Raw genomic sequence first — 22,336 nt, 5'->3', positions numbered from 1 at the left:
CGCGCACGCCAACCCTCCCGGCCCGCTGCCCGTCCAAAGATCCACACGTCTGCTACACGTCCCGACGCTCGATCGACCACGCGGCGACGGCCAGCGCGACGCCGAGCCAGACCAGGCACGCCACCACCGCCGTCACCGTCGACGGGCGACCCGCCTCGGCCGCCCCGGTGGTGCTGCTCAGCGCCTGGAAGGCGGGCTGCAGGGTGCCCCGCCGGACCCCGTCGCCGGCGGCCTCGGTGAGCATCGGAGCGACGAAGAACAGCCCGAACAGCCCGGCGATGGCGCCCGCCGAGTGCCGCACGATCGTGCCGAGGGCCAGCCCGATCAGCGCGATCACGGTGACGAACGCACCGGTGGCAACCACCGCGCGCAGCACGTGCGGAGCACCCAGGCCCACGTCCAGGTGCTTGTCCGCCAGGATCGCCTGCCCCAGGAAGAACGTGCCGAAGGCGATCGCCTCCCCCATCACGAGCGTCACGACGCCGGTGACCAACACCTTGGCCGCGAACACCCGACGCCGCCGGGGCACCGCCGTGAACGTGGTCCGGATCAGCCCGGAGCCATACTCCGAGCTGCTCACCAGCACACCCAGCGTGCCCGCCGCGAGCACCACCACGTAGTACCCGCCGCTGAAGCCGAACCGCACCGGGTCGAACACGGCACGCTTCTCGGCCGACATGCCGTCCCAGTCGGCGACCAGATTCCCCAGGTCGAACGCGCCGAGCCCGAGCGCCGCGACCGCGGCGAACACGGCGGTCCAGTAGGTGGACCGCAGCGTGCGCAGCTTGATCCACTCGGCCACGAGCACCCCACGCGGTACCGGAAAGCCGCTCATGCGCCCGCCCCCTCGCCGATCGCGCCGACCGCGCGATGATCCGTCTCGTCCCCGATGATCCGCAGATACGCCTCCTCCAACGAACCCTGCCGGGCACCCAGCTCGTGCACGACCAGGCCGTGTGCGGCGGCCAACTCGCCGATCCGGGCGAACGCGAGGTCCGCGACCGCGAGTGCGCCGTCCGGTTCGGCGGTCACCGTCGCGCCGTGCCCGGTGAGCACCCGGGCCAACTCCGCGCCGTGCGGCGAACGCACCAGCACGTCGCCCCGCGACCCGGTCCGAATGAACTCGGCCATGCCGGTGTCCACGATCACCCGCCCCCGCCCGAGCACGATCACGTGGTCGGCGGTCAGCGCCATCTCGCTCATCAGGTGCCCGGCGACGAACACCGTGCGTCCCTCGGCCGCCAGGTCGCGCATCAGCGTACGGATCCAGCGCACCCCGTCCGGATCGAGACCATTCACCGGCTCGTCGAACAGCAGCACCCCGGGCTCGCCGAGCAGCGCGGCGGCGATCCCGAGCCGTTGCTTCATCCCCAACGAGAATCCGCCCACCCGCCGCCGGGCCACGTCCCGCAGACCGGCCCGGACCAACACCTCGTCGACCCGAGAGCGCGGGAGGTCGTTGCTCGCCGCGATGCTCGCCAGATGGTGGTACGCGGCGCGCCCGCCCGGCACGGCGCCCGCGTCCAGCAGCGCGCCCACCCGGCACAGCGGCCGGTCGAACGAGCGATACGGCCGCCCCTCGATCCGGGCATGGCCCGCGCTCGGCGCGGCCAACCCCAGGATCATCCGCATGACGGTCGACTTGCCCGCTCCGTTCGGCCCCAGGAACCCGGTCACCCGCCCCGGTTCGACGGTGAACGTCACGTCGTCCACGGCCACCCGCGCGCCGTATCTCTTGGTGAGTCCGCGCACTTCGATCATCCGCCCTGCTCCGCCCTTCGCTCGATCCGCGCCGCCGACACCGGCACGAACCCGATGCCGCCGACCATGTGCTCCACCGTGTCGGTTCGCGGACGCGCCGTCGTCGGACCGCGGGTCGAGTGCGCGGCCCGATTCGGGGTGCCGTCTCCGACCGTGGTCATAGACCTCCGGGGCGATGAGCCGAACCGGGCTCGCTCCCTACGATCGACGCATGAAATCGGAGCCGCTGCGCCCGTTGACCAAGAGGCTGCGCACCCGACACTGGGTCGCGCTGGACGTGGTCGCGGCCCTGGTCGGGGGCTGGATCGCCACGATGCGAGTGCTGAACGCCTACCACGACTACGACCCGCATCGGCGCGGCTACCCCGAGCCGACCTCGACCCAGCCGACCGTCGCGCTGCTCGCGGTCGCCGTGCTCGCGGTCGCCCTGGTGCTGCGCCGCGCCCGGCCCGGGTGGGCGGTGGGCCTGGTGCTCGCGGCGTGGGCGGTGGTGGTGGGCGCGGCCGGGGAGACCACGATCGCCCTCGCGCTGGGCGGCCCGTTCGTGGTGCTGGTCTCGATGGCCGCGGTGTACAGCGCGGCGGTGGCCTACCCGCCCCGGGCCGGCCTCGCGGCACTCGGCGTCGGCCTGTTCGGCGGCGCGTTGTGGCTGCTCGGTTCGGCCGACCTGCGTCGCAACGCGTGGCTCGCGCTGCTGTTCGTGGGCACCGCGTGGGCGATCGGCTACGCGGTCGGGCGGCATCGCGCCTACGCCGCCGCGCTGCGCGAGCATCACGCCGACCTGGCCCGATCCGAGTTCGCCGAGGAACGACTGCGGCTGGCCCGCGAGTTGCACGACGTGATCGCACACAGCCTGGGCGTGGTCAACGTGCAGGCGGGGTACGGCGGATTCGTGCTCGACGAACGGCCCGAGCAGGCCCGGGAGGCGCTCACGGCGATCCGCCGGATCAGCGGCGAGACGATCCGCGAGATGCGCGGCCTGCTCGGCGTGCTGCGTGCGGACGGCCCGGCGGATCGGCTGCCCGCGCCGGGCCTGGCGGATCTGCCCGCCCTGCTGGCACGCGCCGCCGAGGCCGGGTTGCGGGTGGAGTTGAGTTCGTCGGGCGACGTGCGCGAGTTGCCCGCCGGGATCCAGTTGTCGGCGTATCGGATCGTGCAGGAGGCGCTGACCAACATCGCTCGGCACGCGCGCACCACGACCGGCCGGGTGGCGATCGACTACCGCGCGGACGCGTTGGCGATCGAGATCCTCGACGACGGGGTGGGCTCGGGTCCGGCGACCGCGGGCGTCGAGGCGTACGAGCCGCCGTACGGGCACGGCCTGGCCGGAATGCGCGAGCGAGTCGGGCTCTACGACGGGGAGTTCAGCGCGGGCCCGTTGCCCGGGCGGGGATTTCGGGTGGCCGCCGTGCTGCCGTTGCGGGAGCGGGTCGGATGAACGTGCGGGTGCTGGTCGCGGACGATCAGGCTCTGGTGCGCGCGGGCTTTTGCGGCATCATCGACGTAGCGCCGGGCTTCACCGTGGTCGGCGAGGCGGGCACCGGTGCGGCGGCGGTGGACCTGGCCCGCCGGGAGCGGCCCGACGTGGTGCTGATGGACATTCGTATGCCGGACATGGACGGCCTGGAGGCGACCCGGCTGATCACCGGTACGGGCGGGGTGCCGGGGGTTCGGGTGTTGATCCTGACCATGTTCGACCTGGACGAGCACATCTACGCGGCACTGCGGAACGGGGCCGCCGGATTCCTGCTCAAGGACACCGCGCCCGAGGATCTGCTCGCCGCGATCCGGGTGGTCGCGGCCGGCGAGGCACTGCTCGCGCCGAGCGTGACCAGGCGGCTGATCGCCGAGTTCGCCGCCCGACCGGCCGCGCCCGACCCGACGTCACCGCCGGCGGCGTTGCGGGCGATCACCACGCGCGAACGCGAGGTGTTGGTGTTGATCGCCGCAGGTCGCACCAACGCCGAGATCGCCCGAACCCTGCACATCACCGAGGGCACCACCAAGACCCATGTGGGTCACCTGCTCACCAAACTCGGCGCCCGCGACCGGGTACAACTGGTGATCACCGCCTATCAGGCGGGCCTGGGCCCCGCCTAGCGGTCGTCGACCGGTGGAAAGGACCCGAGGGCCGTCAGGCCCACCGGGTCGGCGCGGTACCGCGATGCCAGGCGGTGACCGCGGTGGCGTCGGTGGGTTCCACATCGGGCGGCAGGTGGGCCGGGTCGAGCCAGGTCAGCCGGGCGCATTGGTCGGGTTCGGCGTTGACCGGGTCGCCCGACCAGGCGGTGGTGTGGAAGTACCAGCCGATCACCGGTGCGCCGGTCTCACCGAGCACCTGGGACACGTACGCCGTGCGCAGGTCCGCCGTGGCGACGTCGGTGGCGATCTCCTCCTTGGTCTCCCGGGCGCACGCCTCGATGAGGAGTTCGCCCGGGTCGGCCAGTCCGCCGGGCAGGGCGAGCAGGCCGTCGGCGAAGCCGGTGTCCTTGCGTTCCATGAACAACACCGCGCCGTCCGCGCGTTCGAGGATGATGGCGGCATAGGCGATGGCATTGTGGCGGTGGTCGCTCAAGTGTCGCTCTCCCCATGGTCGATCCGGGTGCTTCGGGCGTCGCCCCCGGCTGCACGGCGGTGTCGCCCGCCGGCCCGCGTCGACCCGGGAACCCGGCCCGCGTGCCGGGACACACACCTCCGCCCGGACCAACGACGGGCCACGGACGGACGTCACGCCCGAACCGTCGGAAGCACGTTCGCCACGGGGCGGCGCTGCCGCGCGACTACCCGACCGAATCCGTGTCGCCCGACCACCCGGCCGGATCCGTGTCGCCCGGCTGCCGATATGGCCAGACGTCGTCGGAGAACACCCGCGCGAACCAATGGGGTTGCACGTCCCGCAGCCGCAGCGACCGCCAACGACGCGGGTCGGCCGCTTCCGGTACGCCGACGGCCACATCCGGCCCGTAGGCGAACAAACGTTCCTGGCACACCCCGCAGGGAGCCAACACCCAGTAGCCGCGATCCTGGTCGGCGGCGGTCACACAGACCGAGGCGACCACGCGCCGCCCCAGCTTGTACGCCTCGCAGATCGGGCCGGTCTCGTGACACAGCCGCACCGCGTTGTTCGGCACCTCCGGAGCGGTACCGGTCACGATCGACCCGTCGTCCAGCCGCAGTGCCGCCGCACCGGACCAGTCCTGCCCGGGGAATCGGTTGCGCGCCAACTCGATCGCTGCATCGACGAGTTCCTGATCAACGGTCATGTCGCCACGCTACCGTCCGTGCACCGCCGACCGGCTCGTGCGCCACCGCGGAGCCGATGTCGCCGTCGGTGGTTCGGTGGTTCGAGGTGTGCGTGGCGATACGGTCCGGACATGTTCGAATCATCTGAAGACGACGCGCCCGCGATCCCGCCGGGCACCCGGACCGTGCCGCCCGAACACGGGCCGGGGCCGGTCACCGCCGACGACCTGGATCGGGCCGTGCAACTCGCGGTCGCCGCGCTGCGGGGTGTGCCGGCCGCGGCGTGGGAGGCGAAGGCCGGTGCGCTGGAGTGGGATCGTTGGGAGACGGTCGAGCACCTGAGCGACGATCTCTTCGCGTACGCCGCCCAACTGGGCCCCAGGGTCCCACCGATGTCCGGCGAGGTGCCGTTCGTCTGGGCGAGTCGGCGACCGGGCGGCCCGGCCAACGCGATCCACGCGGACCACACGGCGGGCCCGGACGGGTTGTTGCAGGTGCTGGAGGCAAGCGGCGCGCTGCTGGTCGCCATGGTGCGGACGACGCCGTCGAGCGTACGGGCCCACCACACCTTCGGTGCCGCCGACCCCGAGGGCTTCGCCGCGATGGGCATCGTGGAGACGCTCGTGCACACCCACGACCTGGCCGAGGACGTCGGGGTGACCTGGGCCCCGCCCGCCGACCTGTGCGCACGCGTCCTGGCCCGGCTCTTCCCGGACGTCCCGCAGGACACCGACCCGTGGCCGACGATGTTGTGGGCCACCGGCCGCGCGGACCTGCCGGGCCACGAGCGGCGCACGAGCTGGCGCTGGTACGGGGAACCTCGCGAATAGTCGTCCTCGGGGCGGTCGTTGCCGTCCCCCGATCGGGGGACGGCCGCACACCTCCGAGGGATGCCGACGGCCGGCGCTGCGACGGAGGCTGGAATTCCTGCCATCGAAGGGGGAATTCCGGTGTGGCGATGGATCGGGTGGGACCGGGTGGGCCGGGTCGCGGCGTACGGAGCGGCGCTCGCGATGACGCCCTATCCGGTGATCAAGGCGTCGTGGGTGATCGGTTCGCTGATCGGCGTGTTGCCGACCGGCGCGGGGTTCGGCCCGGCCGAGTGGGTGGTGCTCAACACGGCGACGGTGGGCATGGCGGCGATCGGGATCGCGGTGGCCCTGGCGCTGGTTCGCCCGTGGGGAATGCGGATACCGGGCGCTCCATTGGCGTTCTGCGCGTGGGTGGGGACCGGGTTTCTGGTTTCGGTGTTGCCGTATGCGGTGCTGAGTTCGCTGTGGGCGTCCTCGGGTGGCGACTCGGAGTCGGCCGACGGATCGGCGGTGGGGGCCGGTGACGGTGCGGGTGATGCGACGATGCCGGGGTGGGAGGCGGCCCTGATTCAGCTCGGTTTCGTCGGGATGGGGTTGGGGTTGGCGCTCGCGCTGCCCGCGTATCTGCGTCGACGTTGGCCGGACGTATTCGCCGGGCGGGTCGGTGATGCGGTCCGGGATCGGGGCACGGCCGGCCGGTCGAGCCTGCGGCACGTCCCATGGTCGGCGGTGTCGGGCGGCGGGCTCGGCGTGGTGTGGCTGTACTGGGCGATCGGCGGCACGTGGGGCATCGCGCATCCGCAGGCGCGGGACGCGGATTGGCGGATCCTGACCGGGCTCTGGGGAAGTTGGGCCCTGGTGGCGGCCGTTGCCACCGCGATGATCGCCTGCGGCCGGCCGGGCAGGCTCGCTCGCCGGCTCCCGATCGCGCTGGGCTGGATCGGGTCGGGCTCGCTGTTCGCCTGGAGCGGTTGGAAATTGCCGCTCACCCTGTATGTGGCGCTCGCGAGCCCGCCGGACACGACGTTGCCGGAGAACCTTGCCGCTGCGGCGATCCTGCACGTGATCGCGGTGGGGGCGGGGGTGGCGATGGTGCGCGTGTTGGTGCGGGGGGCGCTGCCGGATCGAGGTCGGGATGGGGATCGGGGCCGCGATCGCGCCGGGATGGGCGGCGACGGTCGTGGTCGGTCGCCGTTGTCGGCCGGGCGCTGAGACGGGGGTGGGCCCGGCACGCCGCCGGTGCGCGCGGGTGCCGGGGCGGGATCATCTGGCCGTCTCGGGTGTGTCGGTGAACTCGTGGATGGCTCGCGCGAGTTCGGTGGGACGGTCGAGTGGGATGAGGGTGTAGCTGTCCCGGATCTCGACCAGTCGCCCCCGGGGGAGGAGTTCGGCCAGACGGCGGCCGTGGTCGGGCGGCATCACGCGGTCCTCGCTCGCCCAGACCACCAGGGCGGGGCGGTCGAAGGCGGGCAGCGACTCGGCGGCGGTGAGCAGGAGGTCGGTGTCCGCGCCCGCCGCGCGCAACATCCGTACCGCGTCGCGCCGGATCTCGGCCCGGGTCAGGATCGGCGCGAGCCAGCGGGCGGTCACCGCGTCGCCGCGCTTGGTCAGCCACCCGAACGCGATCCGCAGGCGGCGCACCGGGCGGAGCCGCATCTGTTGCATGAACAGCCCGAACAGCCGAGGCGAGAGCTTCCCGGTGAGCAGCAGCGTCCGGCCGGTCAGGCCGGGCGGGAAGTTGTCGAACGCGTCGCACGAGGCCAGTACGATCCGGCCCACCCGCTCGGTCGCGCCGTCGCGGATCAGCAATTGCACGAGTGCGCCGCCGGTGTCGTTGCCGACCAGTGTGACGTCGTCCAAGTCTAGGCGGTCGAGGAACTCCGCGACCAGCCGGGCGATTCCGGGCAGCGACAGGTCGGCGTCGGCCCGCATCGTGTGCTGATGCGCACCAAACGGCAACGTGGGCGCCACGCACCGGTGTTCGGCGGACAGCGCGGCGATCGGGCCGTCCCACAGGGAGGCGTCCATCAGCAGGCCGTGCAATAGCACGATGGTGGGACCGGTGCTTCGGGTGTCACCGGTGTCCCGATATTCGATCGTCCCGGCGGACAGCTCGATCTCGCGCAGGGTCATCGGGCTCGGCCTCGCGGGTCGGCGGCGGCCGGGGCGAACTCGGCGGCGGCCGGATCGAAGTCGGCGGCCGGATCGGCGGCCGTTGGAACGGCCTTCGACAAGTGCCGTCGTAGAAAGGTCAGTTCGGCCTCGACCACTTGCTCGTGCGCGCTCGTGAAGGGGGCGTAGTGTCCACCGGGCACCCGGAGCAGTTCGGCGTGCGGGGCCCGACGCGCCACCGCGACGGCCGGTTCGGCGAGCGCGGTGCGATCCTGGTCGCACACCACGATCAGGATCGGGCAGCGTACCCGGTGGGCGTCCCGTCCGGGTCGATACCAGCCGAGGGCGAGCGTGGAACGAGCGGCGACCGCCTGCTGCCAGTCCGGGTGGATGTTGTCCGGGTTCAGTGCCCGGTCCCCCTCCGGCGCGTCCGGCGTCGCGAGCAGCGCGACCGTGCCCCGTGCACCGGCGAGCGGCACCAGCAGCGGCGGGCGGCCGACCGCGCCGCCGAGCGCGTCCAGGATTCCGCGACCGGCGAGGCGCAACAACGCGAGGGACGTCTGGTACCGCGCGGCGGCGCGCAGCACGATCGGGCCGTCCACGTTCGGGGTCTGCGCGATCACCGCCGCGAGGCCCGGTCCGGCCGGGCGCGGCGAGCGGGCCGCGACGCGCAGGACGTGGCCGCCGGAGACGGAGAACGCCCAGCCCGCGAGCCGGGCCGGGTCGACTCCGGGCAGCGTCCCGGCGAACTCGATCGCGGCCTGCCAGTCGGCGAGTTGCCCGCGGATCGAGGCCACCTGGCGCGGCTGCCCCCCGCTTTCGCCGAACCGGCGGTAGTCGAAGGCCAGTACACCGAACCCGGCCTCGTGGAACCGCTTCGCGAACGGGTCGGTGCCCGGTTCCTTGGTCACCGCGAAGCCGCCGGCCATGACCACGCAGGCGCCGTTGTCTCCCGGATAGTGCCACGCGGCGCACCGTGTCCCGCCGCTGACGAAGTGGACCTTCTCGCGTTCCCTGGACGTTGGCACACCGACCTCCGCATGGACGACGCTTCATCCTTCGAAAAAGTGAACCACGCGGTTCGCAAACTGTCCACACCGCTTCCCCGGCCCTTCGGCGCGCTGCGCGGGTGGCCGTCGCGGCTACGCGTCGGCGGCCTCCTCGCGCTCCAGCGCTCGGGTCAGCGCGTCGAATCCGGCGGCGACGCCGTCCAGGTCGCCGCTGGTGCGTGCGTCGACCAGGAAGCCGCGCAATACCGCGAGGATCATCTCGGCCACCTCCAGCTTGCGTCGGTCCGCCCAGTGCTCGGGGCAGACGGCCAGCAGGGTGGGCAGATACTGCTGGGACGCGCCGCGACCGAGTTCCGCGTAACGCTCGGGGTCGTACATCGCCAGGCCGATCGCCTGATCCAGGACCCGCGCCTCCTCGCCGACCAGGATGGGCCACACCACGCGCACCCATTCGCCCAGGGACAACCGGGTCGACCCGCCGCCGGCAGCGGCCGACGACTTGCCTATGCGCCGGTCGCGCAGTTGCACAATCGCCTGCTTGAGCAGGTCGTCGGCACCGTCGAAGTGGTAGAGCAGCACCTTGTGCGTGGTCCCCGCCGCCCGGGCGGCCCGGCGCAACGAGAAGTCGACGAGGCCGTTGACCGCGAGGTCCTCGGTCACCCGATCGAGCAGCTCGCGCCGGCGTGCCTCGCCACGCGGTGAGCCGGCCGAGCGCCGATACCCGGCCTGCCCGGCGCCCGCGGCACCTGCGTCGGCAGAACCTGCGTCAACGGAACCTGCGTCACCTGAGGCGTTCACGTCGACAACACCCATGAGCGAACGTCCTTACCTGATCGGGACGGGGAGGATGGGGAAGCCCGCCGGATCCGTCGACCGCGGCGAGCAGGGCGCCTTCGGCACCCGCGTTGCGTCCACGCTCCGACCCTAGCCTCCGACCAGCGACCCTCCGCCCGCACGACATCGGGGCGTGCGCCGTGAGCCGGCTGCCCCGAGCGACGCCGACGCGCGCAGACTCGCCGTCGACCGCGGCGCGGCCACGGGCAGGCGGAGCGCGGCGGCGTCACCGGGGCCACGGGTAGGCCGAGTGTGGCGGCGTCGCCCGGGGGCAGGGCGGTCAGGCCGCCCGGCGTCCGGGCCGGGTTCGGTTCGTCGCGTCGGGAGACCCGGCGGCGCAGTTCGCCGGAGGTACCGCGCGGCCGGGTGTCCAGGGAGTAGGCGAGCCCGGCGGCCACGCTCACCGCGGCAGCTCGACGCCGACGACGGGACGGACCAGGTCACGGCAGGGCCGCCTCGCGCCGTCGGCGTCGGCGTCGGGAGGTGGCCTCGTCCGACGCGAGCCGCAGTACGTGGTCCGCGCCGACCCGCCTCCGGCGCGTTCAGGGTCGACCGGCGGCACCCGGGTCGGGCGGGTCGGCTCCGATCGCGTCGTCCGCCAGGCCGGCCGCATCGGTTGCGCCGGTATGGGCCAGCAGCGCGCGCAACGCCGCGGCGTCGGACTGGATCCGGTCCTCGTCCTGCCGGTCGTGGTCCAAGTGGGCGAAGGCCGGGACGCGTTCCGGTGTCGGCTCGTCGGGGCGACGTGGGATCAGGTGTGCGTGCAGGTGCGGGATGTCGTTGCCGAGCAGGGACACGTTGAGTTTGGGCACCGGCCGATAGTGCGCCTCGATCGCGCGGCCGGCCGAGGTCACCTCGGCCATGAAGCCCGCGAGTTGGCGGGCGGACAACGCGGTCAATCGGGCGACGTGTCCCCCGGTCCAGACCACCACGACGTAGCCGCGTACCCGACCGGCGCGCCACAGATACGCGTTGCCGTACGCGCCGCGCTTGAGCAACAGCCCCCAGCCGATGTCGGGCGCGGTGAAGTCCTTGGCGCACATCGAACAACCGGCGCCGGCGTCGGGCTGCGCGTACCGCTCCGGCCAGGTCGACGCGGCGAACGGGCGGGGTCCGGGCACCTGGGAACCACACACGACAGCCTCCAACTCGAACGGGGACAAGAGCCTGCTTGCGGCTGCAAACGTTCGGTTGAAGAAACGATCGCCTTCGGACGGACGTCACGCCTCGATCCGGCCTGTGACCCGCCCGCAGCATGCCCGGGACACACTCGCGACGGACGTCGCCCGGCAATGCCCACGCCGATTCGGCGGCACTCTCCGGCGGCATCCGGCCGACTCGGCTCCGACTTCGTCCGAAGCCTGCGCAAACGTGGGGAAGACCACCCGTACGAGTGGAGGCCGCGGAAGGTGACTCGGCCCGCCCGCCGAACACCCCGACCGACGAATCGGCGCTTGCGGAGCGGTCGTCGACAGCAGGCCCTCGGCCGCCCGGTCCCACGAACGTACCTGCCGGCCGTCCCACTCCCACTACGCTGAACTGCTCGGCCGGCCAAGGGGGATGGATGCGTGTGCGGATCGGCGACCGAAGCGGCGGCCGGGCCTGGGCAACGTGAGTGCCGCGCCACACGATCCGCACGGCTCCCGGGTGGTCCTGGTCGGTTCGCACGACTTCGCGCACCTGACACCGCTGCCGGCGGTGGCCCGGAACCTGGCCCGCCTGCGCGAGTTGCTCACCGATCCGCAGGTGTGGGGGCTGCCGGCGCAGAACCGTGTGGTGATCGAACAACCCGAACACCGTGACCAGGTCCTGAACGCGCTGACCGACGCGGCCGCCGCCGCGACCGACCTGGTGCTGCCGTACTACGCCGACCACGGCCTGATCTCGCCGGACACCGAGGACCTGCTCCTGTCCCTGCCGCACTGCCGCCCCGACCGCGCCTACACCACACTGCCGTTCCAGGACGTGCGCAACGTGCTGCGCTCGGCCCGTCGCGTCCCCGCCAAGGCGGTACTCCTGGACTGCTGCTTCGCCGGCCGCGCCCTGACCGGCGCAATGGGCACAAAGGACAGCCGACTTGCCGAACTCTCCCGGGTGGAGGGCACCTACGTCCTGGCCGCGGTGTCGGCGACCCGGCAGGCGGTCGCCCCGGTCGGCGAGCGATACACCGCCTTCACCGGCCGGTTGACCGACGTCCTGGAGCACGGTGTCCCGGGCGGGCCGCGGGCCTTGGACCTGGCCACCGTGCACGCCCATCTGCACCGCGTGTTGGCGGAGTCGGGCTTCCCCGCACCGCAACAACGCAACGACGACCACGGTGCCCGGATCGTGCCGTGGTGGAACCGACACCCCTCGGCGACGACCGACCAGGCGCCTCGATTGGCGCCACACATAAGGGAGTTGCTGCACGCCCAGGCCATCGCCGCCCGCAACTTCACCTACCGGCTGTACGACGCGCCACTCGACGGCCTGGCCACCGTCTACGTACGTCAACAGGCCCGCAGCGCGCCGACCACCGGCACCGCGGTCGAAGTCCGCGAGGAGTTCCGGAAGCACGAGCGCAACCGCCCCGACGCGGAGCACCACAGGCGACAGTTCCTACCGATGGAGTCGGCCGTACAACCGGTGGCCCCGGCCCGGGCCGCCGAGGAGACCCTCGGGCTGCACCGCCATGTGCTGATCACCGGCGGTGCCGGCCAGGGCAAGTCGACGCTGAGTCTGCAATTGGCGGCGTCGCCGGCCGCCGCCTACGCGACGGGCTCGACCGGGCGACGGACACCGCGACCGACCCGACGGGCGCCGCTCGAACGGTCCGCCCCCGAACGGCTGTTGCCGCTTCGCGTCACGGCCGGCCGGCTCGCCGCCGATCGCAGCGCACTGGTCCCGCGCCTGCTCCGCATCCTGTCCGCCGAAACGACGTGCCGGCCGCGACCGACACGGACCCGTGCGTGCGGATCGCGGCCGTCTGCGCCCTGGCCCGGTGCGGCCCCGAGCACGTCGCGCCGGCGACCGAGGCCCTGCGTACCGCCGCCTGTTCGGCTGCGACGGACGTCCTGGCCCGGGTCGACGCCGCGACGGGAATCGCGGCCCTGGGTCCCGAACACGCCGATCTCGCGGCCCGGACGCTGCGCGAGATTCTCGGCGACGCGAACAGCAGGGCCGGCCGGTACCACCGACACCTACGCCCGGCGCGCCGTCGAGCGCATCGTGCGCGACTTCGGCCAGGGATACGCTCCGTAACAACCCACGCCGAAGCCCGAGCCGCCCCCGCCTACTCCCGGCCGACCACATCGCGCAGAATCAATGCTCCCGCGCGGCCCGACCGTGGTCTACGCGCGCCCACCCACCAAAAGACCGCCCCACGCCCCCGCCCCGACCGAAAGCGAGCCACCCCCATGCCCACCCAACGCCCCGAGCCGCCCGTGATCGCCGGCGAGCGCGAGATGATCCGCAGCTTCCTCGACTACCACCGGGCGACGCTTGCGATGAAGTGCGACGACCTCTCCGACGAAGACCTGCGCCGCCAGTCGATGCCGCCCTCGACCCTCTCCCTGCTCGGCCTGGTCCGACACATGGCCGAGGTCGAACGGAACTGGTTCCGACGGGTGATCAACGGCGAGGACATCCCGCTCGTGTGGTCGGACCAGGGCGACTTCCAGGTGGCCTACGACGCGAGTACGTCCACCCGCGCGGAGGCGTTCGGCGCCTGGGAGGCCGAGATCGAGCACTCGCGCCGGATCGAGGCCGCCGCCGAATCCCTCGACGTGACCGGCCACAACGCCAAGTGGGACGAGGAAGTGTCGCTGCGCCTGGTCATGCTGCACCTGATCCACGAGTACGCCCGACACAACGGCCACGCCGACTTCCTCCGCGAGGGCATCGACGGCACGGTCGGCCCCTGACCCACCCGCCGACTGCGGCATCGATGGCTGCGGTCGGCCCGTTCGCCCTGCCTTGGCCGCGCGACCCACGGCGGCAGCGGATCCGAGCCGCCCTTCGGGCCCGGATCCCGACCGCCGCCGAGTCGTATCCGGCTGCCCGAAACCGGGGGGACACTTCACGCCGAGCAGGGGACCATCCACGCCACTTCCCGGATCTGTATTGCGCTTGACCATCCGGATATGCTCCGGCAGTGATCGACAACACGGTTTCATCGCACATGGCACGCCTTGTGCGAGATGCCGCGCTCGGGGCCGGGGTGGCCCACAGCGAACTCGCGCATCTGCCGGGCCTGGAGCCGGAGACGCTCGCGGATCCGCTGTTGCGTGTGCCCACCGCGACCCTGGTCCGACTCTGGGAACTGGTCGCACACGGCAGTCCGGCGGGCGCGGGCGTCCGAACCGCGGAGACCGCCGCGCAGGGGCGACTGCACGTCTGGGACTACCTGTTCACCACCGGCGGTACGTTCGCCGACGGCTGCCGCGACGCCGCCCGCTACCTGCCGACCATGACCGACCCGGGCGCCGAGATGACGGTGATCGAGGAGGACCGGCGGCTGACCATCACGTACGGCATCGCGCCCTACTCGCCGGCGGCGGTGACCGTGATCGACGAATTCGCGATGGCGCTCATGCTCAGGCGGGCCCGGGACGCACGCGGGCCGGGGGTGGTCCCCGTCCACGTCGCCCTCGCCCACGAGGCCCCGAAGAACCACCGACACCTGATCGAGGCGTTCGGCACCCGCGCCATCGACTTCGGCGCCCGCACCAACTCGGTGACCTTCCTCGACCTTGACACCGAACCACCACGCCCGGCCGGCCCGAACGACGAACTCGCCCTGATCCTGCGCCGATACGCGGACAACGTCCTGGAGAACGCCCGCCCCGCAGCAGGCTGGCACGGCAGGTTCCGCTCCGAAGTCGCCCAAGCCCTCGGCGAGGAACTCAGCCTCGAACTCGTCGCCCAACGCATGGCCATGAGCCCACGCACCCTCCAACGCCGGCTGAGCGACCTGGAAACCACCTGGCGCGACGAAATCGAATCCGTCCGCCACGAACGCGCCGGCACCCTGCTCCGCGAAACCGACCTCCCCGTCCAATCCATAGCCGGCCGCCTCGGCTACACCGACGCCCGAGCCCTACGCCGAGCCTTCCACCGCTGGACCGGCCAAACCCCCGACGCCTACCGCCGCACCCCTACCCCACACACGTGACACTCCCTTTTCCATATGAAAAGTTCCACCATTCGAATACCGGCTTCACCAAGGGAAGTCCCCACGCAGGTGGAGGTGGGCGGATGGAGACGAGACACGATGAATGGAGCAGTCCGATGCCCCTGCCGTGAAGGTCGCCAGGTTCTCGCGCGACGGTTGGCCCGCAGCGGTCCAGGAGTTGCCGGCGGACCGATGGCAGGTCCGGCTCGGGTAGGTCACACCGGCCGCGAGGGGGCCGTACTGGCGCTGTACATCTCGTCGGCCGGTGCGATGTGGGTTTCCCGTGCTGCTCGGCTCCAGCCGCGGGTGTACTCGACCATCCATCGGCCGTCGGTGTCCTGCCAGACGCGGGTGATGGTGCCGAAGTGGTGGTTGCCGTCGCCGAGTTTGCGCCACAGGTTGTCGCCGATGGTCCACGGGGACGAGTGGGGCATGACCTCTCCAAGCCTGGGTGTGAGTGATGGTGGTCCTCGCCCGGCCGCCGTCGGGGGTACCTGCGGCCGGGCGAGGGAAGGCGGGCCCGGCGGTGATTCGCGCACCGCCGGGCCTGGTCACCCGACCCAGGGTGGGTGGCCGGGGCCGACCGGGCGGTGCGGCAGGACGCGCGGGCCTGGCCGGAGGCCGCGTGCGGTCCCGTACCGCTGCGGCCATGGGGCGGCTCCTCAGCCGCCCGAGTTCGAGATCCGGCCGAGCGGCGGAGCTGGGACCCGGTACAGCAGGTACGCCCGGATCTCGTGCTGGAGCGCGACCAGTTCGTCGGTTGTCATGTCCACTGGCTCGCGATCCGGGAACTTCACCCGCACCGGACGGTGGGAGTCGCCGGATGGGCCCACATGAACTCGATCGGGGGGATCTGTTGCCGCCATTTCCGTACTCCTTGGTCGCCGCAAGCGTGGTGACCAGGGAATCGCTTCCACCCCGGTTCGGTGAGGAGCCTGTATGTGGGCCTCTGAGTGGGCCAGACTGTTGGCCGGCAGCACGACATGTGCACTATGTCGGGGGCAACCATGCACCAGCACGAAACCGTCGGAACGCTCATCGCACGCGTGCGACGCGAGCAGGGCAGGACCCAGCAGCGTCTCGCCGATCTCCTGTGCCAGGCGTCCGGCGACGCCACGGTGACCAGGCACGAGGTCTCCCGGTGGGAGCGCGGCGTCCGGCTCCCCACCCGGTGGCTGCCGTGGATCTCGACCGTCCTCGGGATCAGCCTCGACGAACTCGAAGCCGCCGCCGCCCCGCTGCGAGGACGCCGTGGCCAAGCCGCGCCCCCGGTCCCGGGCTCGGCAACACCGTGGTGCACCGACGAGTGGAGCCGGGCCGATGCGGAAGCCGTGGCGCATGCCCTCACCGACAACCACGCCGACGCACTCGCCGCCCGGGTCGCCCACGAGTGGCTGCTCGCCGACACGCCGCAGGTGTACGAGATGCGCTCCGGCCGCCGCGTCGGAGCCGCCCTCGCCGACACCATCCGCCGGCGTGGTGACCATCTCCGACGCATGGACGACATCGTCGGCGGCACCGACCTCTACCCCGCCATCGCAGGCGAACTCGCCGACACCGTTCGCGTCCTCCGCGAGGGCTCCTACACGGAAGAGACCGGCCGCGCGTTGCTGACCGTCGGCGCCGAACTCGCCCAGCTCGCAGGCTGGGTGGCGTCCGACCTCGGCCTACACGCCCAGGCGGAACGCGACTACCTCGCCGGCGTCCGGCTCGCCCACGGGGCCGGCGACCGACCTCTCGCCGCGAACCTGCTGTCCACGCTGTCGTACCAGATGGCCAACACCGGCCGGGAAACCGAGGCCGTGCTGGTCGCCCGGTCCGCAGCGGCCGGAGGCAGGGGGGAGGCGACGGCCAGTGTGCGCGCGCTCCTCCTCGAACGGGTCGCGTGGGCGCACGCCCGAGCAGACCAGCCCCGCGAGTGCGACCGGGCGCTCGGAGCCGCCGACGACGCCTTCGAGCGCAGCGGGCCGGGCGAGGATCCCGAGTGGGTGTACTGGCTGAACCGCGACGAGATGAACGTCATGGCCGGCCGCTGCTACACCGAGTTGCGCAGGCCGCTACGTGCCGAGCCGCTGCTGCGGACCGCCGTCGACCGGTACGACACCACGCATATCAGGGAGATGTCCCTCTATCTGTCGTGGCTGGCGGAGGCGTACCTCCAGGCCCGCGAGGTCGACGAGGCGGCTCGCGTCGCGACGCGGGTACTCGACATCGCGGTCGGCATCGACTCGGCGCGCAGCAACGCCCGGCTGTCATTACTGGCCGGGCAACTCGCCTCGCACGAGTCCGCACCGGTGGTGCGCGAGTTCCGCGAGCGATTTGCAGAGAGCGTCGCGTAGTCGATCCGCCACACAGCGCCCGAACTGCCGAACGGCGGACGGCGGACGGCAGCAGTTCTTCACATCGGTTCGCCGAACCGCCGAGACCGCGAACGGCCCCCCAGACATCCTGACCCGCCATCAGGCGCTCTATCTCGTCGGCTACGACCCGGCGCCGGACGCCACGCCGTGGATACAGCATCAGCAGCGAGGCCGCCGTGCCAGGGATGGCTTGTCGACTGGCTCGACGCGCGCTCTGTGGCCTCCGTCGCCGTCCGTCAGGGCAATCCCGAGAGGAGGACCAACTTCATCGAACACACCCTCGTGGACAGCGACCCCGGGGAAACCGCGAATCTGAACTACCGGGCCTACTGGGTCGGTGAGTTGCCGCAACTGCACGGGGACGACGCGTTCCTGGCGGCGCCGGTGACCCCAGGGGCCTGGAGCGGGCGGCGCCTCCTCGCGCCCCTCGCCGGCCACCTCACACCAGGGTTGGGGTTCTCCGAGCTGTGCGTCCACACCCTGTGGTCGCTGTTCACCGTCCGCCCTCACCTCCTCCAGGCGGCGGGCGTCGACACGGACGTCCTGCGGGAACGGGTCGATGTCCTGTCGGATGGCGCGACGCTGTCCACACAGGCACGGCGCGAGCTGGACGCAGGTCCGGTACGCCATCCGCCTGTCGAAGACGTAGACCACAGGCAAGGGGCATGGGGTGGCTGACGAAGACCGCGCGGTGGCGAACTTCCTCTTCGAGGCGGGCACGTTGAAGCTGCACAAACGGACCGGGTGGTGGATCGCCGGCGTCAAGGATCCGGAGTCCGTGGCCGAGCACTCCTGGCGGGCCGCGCTCCTGGCCTCGATCATCGCCGAGTTGGAGGGTGCCGACCCGGCGAAGGCCGCACTCCTGTCGGTGTGGCACGACACCGGGGAGACGCGCACCGGCGACCTCGCGCACATCAGCCAGAAGTACGTCGGCAAAGGCGACGCCGAGCGGATCGCGGCCGACCAGTCCCAGGGCATGCCCGCCGGTCTGGGCGCGCTGATGCGGTCGATCATCGGCGAATACGAGGCCCGCGAAACGCCCGAGGCGATTTGCGCGGGCGACGCGGACAAGCTGGAGTGCCTGATCCAGGCCCTGGAATACCAGGACCAGGGACACAAGAACGTGGACCGGTGGATCGTGAACTCCCAGAAGCGAATCCGTACCGAGTCGGCGAGGCGCTTGGCCGAGGAATTGCTGAAGACCGGGACTCTCACCTGGCTTCGTGAGGCCATGGGCGAGTCGAAGTAGAGCGCGTGGCCGGCGCGCGCTCCGCCTGTGTGCGCGCCGGCTACCAGTCACGCCCACCGCGATGCCACCCTGGCGGCATGAACGAGCAGACCACCGACCCTCGCCGGCCCCAACACACCATCGGCTTCGGCGGCACCCACCACGCCACCCCCGCCGAGATCCGCGCCGAACTCCCGGACGACCTCCGCATGGACTTCGAAGAGGAGTACCAGGCCGCACTCGCCGCCGCGAACGCCGACGGCGACCTCCAGCCCCTCGCCGACATGCTCGGCCCCTGGCAGGCCGAGATCCGCATGCGACGCAGCCCCGACCGGCCGGAGACCGAATAGGCGCTCCGGCGGATCAACGTCGGCCCGGCCGTCGACACCCCGTCCCGGCCGACCTCGCGCAGGGCGAGGCCACCCGTGAGCCACGGCGACGAGTCCACCTGCACCGGCGGGCGCCGACTGCACGGACGAAGCCGGCCCACGTGAACAGCGCCCATGGCGACGTGGGCCCGCGCGACCTTGCCCCATCCTGCCTTCTGCGGCGTCTCCCGTTCACATCTCGGCGATCCGGTCGAGGAGTTGGCGGGCCCGCGGCTTGCCTGGTGCGAGTCGGCTCCGCATGAGCGGCGTGGCGCCGAGCGGCGGCGGGAGGCCGGCGCCTGACCGAAGTGCGACCTGGTCTTCACCGACCGGGTGCCGGTCCTTGCGCACCTGCGCCCCGGGCTCCCGTACGCCGCGCCGGCCAAGCCGTACGGGCCGGCTCGCTCCATGGTTTCCCGCGCCATCGGCGAGATCCTGCCGCTGCCGGCGGCGCGTGGCCTCGCCGTCCCCGACCGCCCAGGGCGCGGTTGTGCACCTTGGCGGGCGCGTTCGCCTGCGCGGAAGCCGAAGGGATCACCCTGCGGATCGACGGGACCGAGACCCAGGTCCGCCGGCCCAAGGCCAACCGGCCCGGACGGCGGGCCTTCGTCTCCGGCAAGAAGAAGCAGCACACCATCAAGGCCGACACCGTCAGCGACAGGCAGGGCCTGCCACGGCGATCTCCGCAGGGGTGGCGGGGCATCCGAAGCTCCGGCCAGGACAAGTTGATCCAGGGTCGCCCGTACACCCGGAGCCTCACTCATCCCGGTGCCGGCGCCCACCCTGAACCGACCCCGCGCAGCCCGACCTTGCCCTATCCGGGTCCATCCAGTGGGGTGAGCAGGACGATCGGGATCTCGCGGTCGGTCTTCCGCGCGTATTCGTCGTAGAGCGGGAAGATGTCCACCATCTGCGCCCAGAGAGACGCCCGCTCCGCCGAGGACGCGACGCGGGCGCGTGCGGTGAACCGGCGAGTGCCGACCTGCACGCCGACACTCGGTTCCGCCTCGAGGTTCATCAACCATGCCGGGTTCTCTGCGGCACCGCCCTTGGAGGCGACAACGACGTACTCGCCGCCCGAGGTGCCGTAGATCAGGCAGGTGCGGCGAGGCGTACCGGTCCGGCGTCCGGTCGTGGCGAGCACGAGAGTGTGCACGCCGTTGCTCTCGTGACCTTCGGTGCCGCCCGAGGCGAGATACGTGCGGGTGTGCTCGGCGACCCAGTCCCACTGCGAGTCGGTAGCACGGTCGAGGTCCTCGGCAATGGCCATGAGTGCTGTCCTTCCCCTACACGGAACGGTGCGGCCACACCGGCCACATCGCATCTGCCCCTGGGACGGAGCAGCCACGCCGATCTCGACATCCCAGCCACATCTTCCGTCGAGAACTTCCGGCCCGGCCCGGCGGCACCCGGGCCAAGGCCGTCCAACCGCCGATCCTCGCCGACCGACACGAGGTCGGACAACCCTCCCTGCCACAAACGACACGCACAGAAACCACCACCGTGCTCACCCCCGCAGCCGACCACCCTCCTGGCCGCACCTCGCTCCCGACGCGCCATCACCGCGCAACAGGAACCCGCCACGGGAACCGCGCAGATCGATGCGGGAGTTACCCCACAAAGTCGTTCCACGAGACCCGCCCGCTGAACATGCCCGCACAAAAACCGACCGACGCGGGCTCCGCCCTCGACTCGGATACGCCCGCGACAAGAACGCAATCGTGGTATCCCACCCTGGGCCGCCTCGACCGCACAGTGCGCGACCCCCGGAATGTGAGCCACGACCTGTCCGGCGCACGGAGCCTGGGTACGAGATCCGGCCCACCCGATCCGCATCGACTCGTCCGACCCCGATGACCGATGCGCAGCCGGCCGTTGTGCTGTCGGCCTCGTTCGGGGCAGATGGAACGCACCACCCCTGAAGCGTGCCGCAGCCGCCGGACGGACAACCATTGCCCGCCCGCGCCGCCGCAACCACAACGGGCTCGCGGCCGGGGACACCACCACCCAAGGCAGCCTCTCCCGCCACCTCCCGCCCGTCGAACAGCGTGCAGTCGGCCGTGGCCACCGAGGCGGCGCTGCCGCCGACAACGCACCCACCGAACCCACCAGGTCGGTCCCAAAACCAGCTACCGCAGATCAGCCCTGGCCGTCGTACTGGTCTGCGTCCGGGCCGCCTTCGACGTCGAACGTGCGCCTCGGGACGAACGTCTGGGATCGGAGCCGTTGGCGGGGTCTGGCTTGCGTTCGCCGATCCGGTCCTGCGGCCCGTGCTGCTGCCGACCGCCGTCGCGGCTGCGTTCCTGTTGCCGGTGGTGGCCCTGTTGGGCCCTGTCGACGCGCCGGCACGGTGGGACCGGGCCGCCGGGCTGGTGGCCGGAGCCTCGGGATGATCGCGGTCGCGTTGCTGATCACCCGCCGGGGCCAGGCCCGTCGTATCGGTGTGGGCGCGGCCCTGGGTTGTGCGTCGCCGCCGGCGGGATCGCCCTCGCCCCGACCGTCACCGTCGCCACGATCGGCGGGGTCGTCGTCCTCGGCGTCGGCTCCGGGATGTTCGCCTGCCATATCGGCCTGTTGGTCCTGACCGGCGTACCGGGCACCCACCTGTCCCGGATGCAGGCGCTGCTCACCCTCGTCCAGAGCGCGGCGCTGCTCGTGGCCAACAATGCCCTTGGCGCGCTCGCCGACGAGGCCGGCCCCACGACCGCGACCACACTGTCTGCCGTCATGGTCGGCGTCGCAGGCATCGTGGCCTCGCTCAATCGCCCGATGCGGCGCGCCCGCAACCGCCGCGACCGGGAGCAGAGTCGCCCGCCGGATGGCCGGCGCGCGGCACACCGAACACGCGGCCACACCTCGACCGCCGCCCCCTTGAGCGCCCTCACCGACAAGGCCGACCCGACCACCGCAGCGTCGCGGCGTCCGATACGGCGTGCCCGCTACCTGGTCGGTGTCGGCTCCGGCCAGGAGATGGCGTAGTGCTTGAGGTCGGGGTCCTCCTTGGTCAGTTGCATGCCGACGGCCGTCATCACGTATTGGGAGGCGACGTTGTCGCGTGCGGTGTCGCCTCGGACGCAGGTGACGCCCGCCTCCCGGGCGAAGCGCAGGAGTTCGCGCAGGGCCTCGGTCGCGTAGCCGTGGCCGCGCGCTTCCGGGGCCAAGCCGTAGCCGATGGTGACCGCGCCGCTCGCGTCGGGCGCCCCGTGGAAGCCGAGCCCACCGATCGCCCGCCCGTCGGTGCGGCGGCGAATCTCGTAATTGCCGAACGCGCCCGGATCACCGTCGTTCGCGCAGGTGTCCAGGAACCGCCGGCCGCCGGCCACGTCGCCGGGCGAGGGATAGCCGGCCGCCCAGCACGCGTCGTCGACCGGTGTGCCGGCCACCAGCCGCTCCACCTCCGGGACGGTCAGCGGATGCAACACGAGCCGAGTCGTTTCAAGATCTTTTTTCATGGGG

General features: G+C 72.0%; 24 protein-coding genes. 12 read left to right on the top strand and 12 right to left on the bottom strand.

The genetic code is table 11. The annotated features are described in order from the left end of the window. Positions 1-52: 52 nt before the first annotated feature. From ABZ374_RS15115 to ABZ374_RS15105, 3 genes are read right to left on the bottom strand one after another with little or no spacing between them, the layout of a single operon-like run. The gene (locus ABZ374_RS15115) at positions 53-835 is read right to left on the bottom strand and encodes an ABC transporter permease subunit (RefSeq protein ID WP_360310896.1); all 783 of its coding nucleotides are present in this window, start codon (positions 833-835) and stop codon (positions 53-55) included. Next, positions 832-1,761 carry an ATP-binding cassette domain-containing protein gene (locus ABZ374_RS15110; protein ID WP_360310894.1) on the bottom strand — a complete coding sequence of 310 codons (930 nt, stop codon included), beginning with the start codon at positions 1,759-1,761 and terminating at the stop codon, positions 832-834. The genes ABZ374_RS15115 and ABZ374_RS15110 overlap by 4 nt, the downstream gene beginning before the upstream one ends. Then, positions 1,758-1,922, bottom strand: a complete 165-nt coding sequence (locus ABZ374_RS15105) for a hypothetical protein (RefSeq protein ID WP_360310892.1) — start codon at positions 1,920-1,922, stop codon at positions 1,758-1,760. The genes ABZ374_RS15110 and ABZ374_RS15105 overlap by 4 nt, the downstream gene beginning before the upstream one ends. Positions 1,923-1,972: 50 nt before the next feature. On the opposite strand from ABZ374_RS15105, the gene ABZ374_RS15100 reads away from it, so the two are divergent. Both ABZ374_RS15100 and ABZ374_RS15095 read left to right on the top strand, forming a co-directional pair. Next, complete coding sequence (locus ABZ374_RS15100) at positions 1,973-3,199, top strand: sensor histidine kinase (RefSeq protein WP_360310890.1); 1,227 nt, start codon at positions 1,973-1,975, stop codon at positions 3,197-3,199. Next, positions 3,196-3,861 carry a response regulator transcription factor gene (locus ABZ374_RS15095; protein ID WP_360310888.1) on the top strand — a complete coding sequence of 222 codons (666 nt, stop codon included), beginning with the start codon at positions 3,196-3,198 and terminating at the stop codon, positions 3,859-3,861. The genes ABZ374_RS15100 and ABZ374_RS15095 overlap by 4 nt, the downstream gene beginning before the upstream one ends. 34 nt (positions 3,862-3,895) lie before the next feature. On the opposite strand, the gene ABZ374_RS15090 is transcribed toward ABZ374_RS15095, so the two are convergent. Continuing rightward, positions 3,896-4,336, bottom strand: a complete 441-nt coding sequence (locus ABZ374_RS15090) for an NUDIX domain-containing protein (RefSeq protein ID WP_360310886.1) — start codon at positions 4,334-4,336, stop codon at positions 3,896-3,898. A gap of 205 nt (positions 4,337-4,541) precedes the next feature. Continuing rightward, positions 4,542-5,024, bottom strand: a complete 483-nt coding sequence (locus ABZ374_RS15085) for a cytidine deaminase (protein WP_360310884.1) — start codon at positions 5,022-5,024, stop codon at positions 4,542-4,544. Positions 5,025-5,135: 111 nt separating this feature from the next. On the opposite strand from ABZ374_RS15085, the gene ABZ374_RS15080 reads away from it, so the two are divergent. Both ABZ374_RS15080 and ABZ374_RS15075 read left to right on the top strand, forming a co-directional pair. Next, a complete protein-coding gene (locus ABZ374_RS15080; protein ID WP_360310882.1) occupies positions 5,136-5,834 on the top strand; it encodes a hypothetical protein in 699 nt (232 codons plus the stop codon). Positions 5,835-6,017: 183 nt separating this feature from the next. After that, a complete protein-coding gene (locus ABZ374_RS15075) occupies positions 6,018-7,028 on the top strand; it encodes a hypothetical protein (RefSeq protein ID WP_360311057.1) in 1,011 nt (336 codons plus the stop codon). Between the two features lie 51 nt (positions 7,029-7,079). On the opposite strand, the gene ABZ374_RS15070 is transcribed toward ABZ374_RS15075, so the two are convergent. The 4 genes from ABZ374_RS15070 to ABZ374_RS15055 form a co-directional block, all read right to left on the bottom strand. Next, positions 7,080-7,949: an alpha/beta hydrolase gene (locus ABZ374_RS15070; protein WP_360310880.1), complete on the bottom strand. Its 870-nt coding sequence runs from the start codon at positions 7,947-7,949 to the stop codon at positions 7,080-7,082. Beyond that, positions 7,946-8,956 carry an alpha/beta hydrolase gene (locus ABZ374_RS15065; RefSeq protein ID WP_360310878.1) on the bottom strand — a complete coding sequence of 337 codons (1,011 nt, stop codon included), beginning with the start codon at positions 8,954-8,956 and terminating at the stop codon, positions 7,946-7,948. The genes ABZ374_RS15070 and ABZ374_RS15065 overlap by 4 nt, the downstream gene beginning before the upstream one ends. 114 nt (positions 8,957-9,070) lie before the next feature. Beyond that, complete coding sequence (locus ABZ374_RS15060) at positions 9,071-9,598, bottom strand: TetR/AcrR family transcriptional regulator (RefSeq protein WP_360310876.1); 528 nt, start codon at positions 9,596-9,598, stop codon at positions 9,071-9,073. Positions 9,599-10,314: 716 nt separating this feature from the next. Beyond that, positions 10,315-10,893, bottom strand: coding sequence for an HIT domain-containing protein (locus ABZ374_RS15055; protein WP_360310874.1), 579 nt, complete (start codon positions 10,891-10,893; stop codon positions 10,315-10,317). A 490-nt stretch (positions 10,894-11,383) separates the two neighbouring features. Between ABZ374_RS15055 and ABZ374_RS15050 the strand changes: the two genes are divergently transcribed. The 3 genes from ABZ374_RS15050 (at position 11,384) to ABZ374_RS15040 (ending at position 14,924) form a co-directional block, all read left to right on the top strand. Then, positions 11,384-13,012, top strand: coding sequence for a hypothetical protein (locus ABZ374_RS15050; protein ID WP_360310872.1), 1,629 nt, complete (start codon positions 11,384-11,386; stop codon positions 13,010-13,012). 155 nt (positions 13,013-13,167) lie between these two features. Continuing rightward, positions 13,168-13,674 (top strand): DinB family protein, encoded by a 507-nt coding sequence (locus tag ABZ374_RS15045; RefSeq protein ID WP_360310870.1) that lies wholly within the window; start codon positions 13,168-13,170, stop codon positions 13,672-13,674. A 257-nt stretch (positions 13,675-13,931) separates the two neighbouring features. After that, positions 13,932-14,924, top strand: coding sequence for a helix-turn-helix domain-containing protein (locus tag ABZ374_RS15040; protein ID WP_360310868.1), 993 nt, complete (start codon positions 13,932-13,934; stop codon positions 14,922-14,924). A 215-nt stretch (positions 14,925-15,139) separates the two neighbouring features. Here the strand turns inward: ABZ374_RS15040 and ABZ374_RS15035 are convergent, their stop codons facing one another. Further along, on the bottom strand, positions 15,140-15,358 hold the full coding sequence (locus ABZ374_RS15035; RefSeq protein ID WP_360310866.1) for a hypothetical protein: 219 nt from the start codon (positions 15,356-15,358) through the stop codon (positions 15,140-15,142). Positions 15,359-15,931: 573 nt separating this feature from the next. Here ABZ374_RS15035 and ABZ374_RS15030 point away from each other — a divergent pair. From ABZ374_RS15030 to ABZ374_RS15015, 4 genes are all read left to right on the top strand, one after another. After that, on the top strand, positions 15,932-17,263 hold the full coding sequence (locus tag ABZ374_RS15030) for a helix-turn-helix transcriptional regulator (RefSeq protein ID WP_360310864.1): 1,332 nt from the start codon (positions 15,932-15,934) through the stop codon (positions 17,261-17,263). A 237-nt stretch (positions 17,264-17,500) separates the two neighbouring features. Continuing rightward, positions 17,501-17,962, top strand: coding sequence for a hypothetical protein (locus ABZ374_RS15025; protein WP_360310862.1), 462 nt, complete (start codon positions 17,501-17,503; stop codon positions 17,960-17,962). Then, positions 17,955-18,533, top strand: a complete 579-nt coding sequence (locus ABZ374_RS15020) for an HD domain-containing protein (RefSeq protein ID WP_360310860.1) — start codon at positions 17,955-17,957, stop codon at positions 18,531-18,533. Before ABZ374_RS15025 ends, ABZ374_RS15020 begins: the two co-directional genes overlap by 8 nt. 77 nt (positions 18,534-18,610) lie before the next feature. Beyond that, positions 18,611-18,862, top strand: a complete 252-nt coding sequence (locus tag ABZ374_RS15015) for a DUF6247 family protein (protein ID WP_360310858.1) — start codon at positions 18,611-18,613, stop codon at positions 18,860-18,862. 832 nt (positions 18,863-19,694) lie between these two features. Here the strand turns inward: ABZ374_RS15015 and ABZ374_RS15010 are convergent. After that, positions 19,695-20,150 (bottom strand): nitroreductase family deazaflavin-dependent oxidoreductase, encoded by a 456-nt coding sequence (locus tag ABZ374_RS15010; protein ID WP_360310856.1) that lies wholly within the window; start codon positions 20,148-20,150, stop codon positions 19,695-19,697. Between the two features lie 1,190 nt (positions 20,151-21,340). Between ABZ374_RS15010 and ABZ374_RS15005 the strand changes: the two genes are divergently transcribed. Continuing rightward, the gene (locus ABZ374_RS15005; RefSeq protein WP_360310854.1) at positions 21,341-21,859 is read left to right on the top strand and encodes a hypothetical protein; all 519 of its coding nucleotides are present in this window, start codon (positions 21,341-21,343) and stop codon (positions 21,857-21,859) included. Here ABZ374_RS15005 and ABZ374_RS15000 read toward each other — a convergent pair. Further along, a complete protein-coding gene (locus tag ABZ374_RS15000; RefSeq protein ID WP_360310852.1) occupies positions 21,820-22,332 on the bottom strand; it encodes a GNAT family N-acetyltransferase in 513 nt (170 codons plus the stop codon). The genes ABZ374_RS15005 and ABZ374_RS15000 overlap by 40 nt on opposite strands. Between the last annotated feature and the right edge of the window lie 4 nt (positions 22,333-22,336).

This window comes from Embleya sp. NPDC005971 (assembly GCF_040629175.1).
Classification (GTDB): Bacteria; Actinomycetota; Actinomycetes; order Streptomycetales; family Streptomycetaceae; genus Embleya.
Note: the sequence above shows the minus strand (reverse complement) of the source record. Positions and strands in the feature narration are given on the sequence as shown.

Bases quoted from the DNA above. Each gene is read 5' to 3' on its own strand.
- ABZ374_RS15115 (WP_360310896.1), bottom strand. From the start codon at position 835: ATGAGCGGCTTTCCGGTACCGCGTGGGGTGCTCGTGGCCGAGTGGATC.
- ABZ374_RS15110 (WP_360310894.1), bottom strand. From the start codon at position 1,761: ATGATCGAAGTGCGCGGACTCACCAAGAGATACGGCGCGCGGGTGGCC.
- ABZ374_RS15105 (WP_360310892.1), bottom strand. From the start codon at position 1,922: ATGACCACGGTCGGAGACGGCACCCCGAATCGGGCCGCGCACTCGACC.
- ABZ374_RS15100 (WP_360310890.1), top strand. From the start codon at position 1,973: ATGAAATCGGAGCCGCTGCGCCCGTTGACCAAGAGGCTGCGCACCCGA.
- ABZ374_RS15095 (WP_360310888.1), top strand. From the start codon at position 3,196: ATGAACGTGCGGGTGCTGGTCGCGGACGATCAGGCTCTGGTGCGCGCG.
- ABZ374_RS15085 (WP_360310884.1), bottom strand. From the start codon at position 5,024: ATGACCGTTGATCAGGAACTCGTCGATGCAGCGATCGAGTTGGCGCGC.
- ABZ374_RS15080 (WP_360310882.1), top strand. From the start codon at position 5,136: ATGTTCGAATCATCTGAAGACGACGCGCCCGCGATCCCGCCGGGCACC.
- ABZ374_RS15075 (WP_360311057.1), top strand. From the start codon at position 6,018: ATGACGCCCTATCCGGTGATCAAGGCGTCGTGGGTGATCGGTTCGCTG.
- ABZ374_RS15070 (WP_360310880.1), bottom strand. From the start codon at position 7,949: ATGACCCTGCGCGAGATCGAGCTGTCCGCCGGGACGATCGAATATCGG.
- ABZ374_RS15045 (WP_360310870.1), top strand. From the start codon at position 13,168: ATGCCCACCCAACGCCCCGAGCCGCCCGTGATCGCCGGCGAGCGCGAG.
- ABZ374_RS15040 (WP_360310868.1), top strand. From the start codon at position 13,932: ATGGCACGCCTTGTGCGAGATGCCGCGCTCGGGGCCGGGGTGGCCCAC.
- ABZ374_RS15035 (WP_360310866.1), bottom strand. From the start codon at position 15,358: ATGCCCCACTCGTCCCCGTGGACCATCGGCGACAACCTGTGGCGCAAA.
- ABZ374_RS15030 (WP_360310864.1), top strand. From the start codon at position 15,932: ATGCACCAGCACGAAACCGTCGGAACGCTCATCGCACGCGTGCGACGC.
- ABZ374_RS15015 (WP_360310858.1), top strand. From the start codon at position 18,611: ATGAACGAGCAGACCACCGACCCTCGCCGGCCCCAACACACCATCGGC.
- ABZ374_RS15010 (WP_360310856.1), bottom strand. From the start codon at position 20,150: ATGGCCATTGCCGAGGACCTCGACCGTGCTACCGACTCGCAGTGGGAC.
- ABZ374_RS15000 (WP_360310852.1), bottom strand. From the start codon at position 22,332: ATGAAAAAAGATCTTGAAACGACTCGGCTCGTGTTGCATCCGCTGACC.